Genomic DNA, 931 nt, shown 5'->3' with positions numbered 1-931 from the left:
CCAAAAAAAAAATCACGACCCCCGGGCCGTCATTTTTTGAACCTGTTGCCCGCCCCAACTGCAGCGCAGTGGGCAGCGCTTGATCAGCGGTACTGACGCTCGCAGCGACGCTCGACCACGCGATCACCGTTCTTGGACTGCTGATTGCCCTGGATCTGACGGCCTGCGGCACCACCGGCCACCGCGCCGGCAACCGTCGCCAGCTTCTTGCCGTTGCCGCCACCCACCTGGTTGCCTAGCAGACCACCCACGACCGCACCGGTCGCGGTGCCGGTGATGCGATTGGGGTCCTTGGAATTACGCTGGACCTCGACGTTGTGGCACACCACCTTGCTGCCGTCGTTGAAGCGGCGTCCCTCGTCCTTGGGGCCATACGTCTGGGCGCCGGCGACGGCCGATACGGCGAGCAGACTGCCCAGGCACAACACGCGGATGCTCGTCTTCATGGTCGATCCCTGTTTATGGAACATGACCCAAGTGTCTGCCTGCCGGCGGCAAGCCCGGGTGAAGTTGCGTCCACGCCACGTCAACGCCGTCGGCGGTGTTCAGGCCGCAGCCATCCAACCGCCAGCGCTTACAACCGCTCGCGGATCGTCTGCCGCAACGCGTCCAGATCCTTGGCGAACGCATCGATGCCGCTGGCCAGCTTCTCCGTCGCCATCGGATCGGCCGCCAGATCCGCCGCAAAGCGCGCCGCATCGATCGGCGTCACCTGTATAGACTCGGCCGCACCGGCCACCAGCCTGCGCGGCAGCTCGCCATGATCGGCGTCCAGCTTCTCCAGCAGATCCGGCGAAATCGTCAGACGATCGCAGCCTGCCAGCGCCTCGATCTGCGCCGTCGAACGGAACGACGCGCCCATCACCACCGTCGGCGAACCGCGGCGCTTGAACTCGGCATACACGCCGCGCACGAACACCACGCCCGGGTC

The 931-nt window shown here is 65.8% G+C and carries 2 protein-coding genes; both read right to left on the bottom strand.

Annotated features, from left to right (window positions below; translation table 11 throughout):
- Positions 1-83: 83 nt before the first annotated feature.
- Positions 84-446, bottom strand: coding sequence for a glycine zipper 2TM domain-containing protein (locus ACE026_RS15615; protein WP_019184476.1), 363 nt, complete (start codon positions 444-446; stop codon positions 84-86).
- Between the two features lie 128 nt (positions 447-574).
- Positions 575-931: transaldolase family protein (locus ACE026_RS15610; RefSeq protein ID WP_486039740.1), on the bottom strand; the 357-nt coding region annotated here is incomplete at its 5' end.

Source organism: Stenotrophomonas sp. AGC87, assembly GCF_057333975.1.
Note: the sequence above shows the minus strand (reverse complement) of the source record. Positions and strands in the feature narration are given on the sequence as shown.

What these genes read in the sequence shown, in the direction of transcription:
- ACE026_RS15615 (WP_019184476.1), bottom strand. Translation starts at nt 446, where the DNA reads ATGAAGACGAGCATCCGCGTGTTGTGCCTGGGCAGTCTGCTCGCCGTA.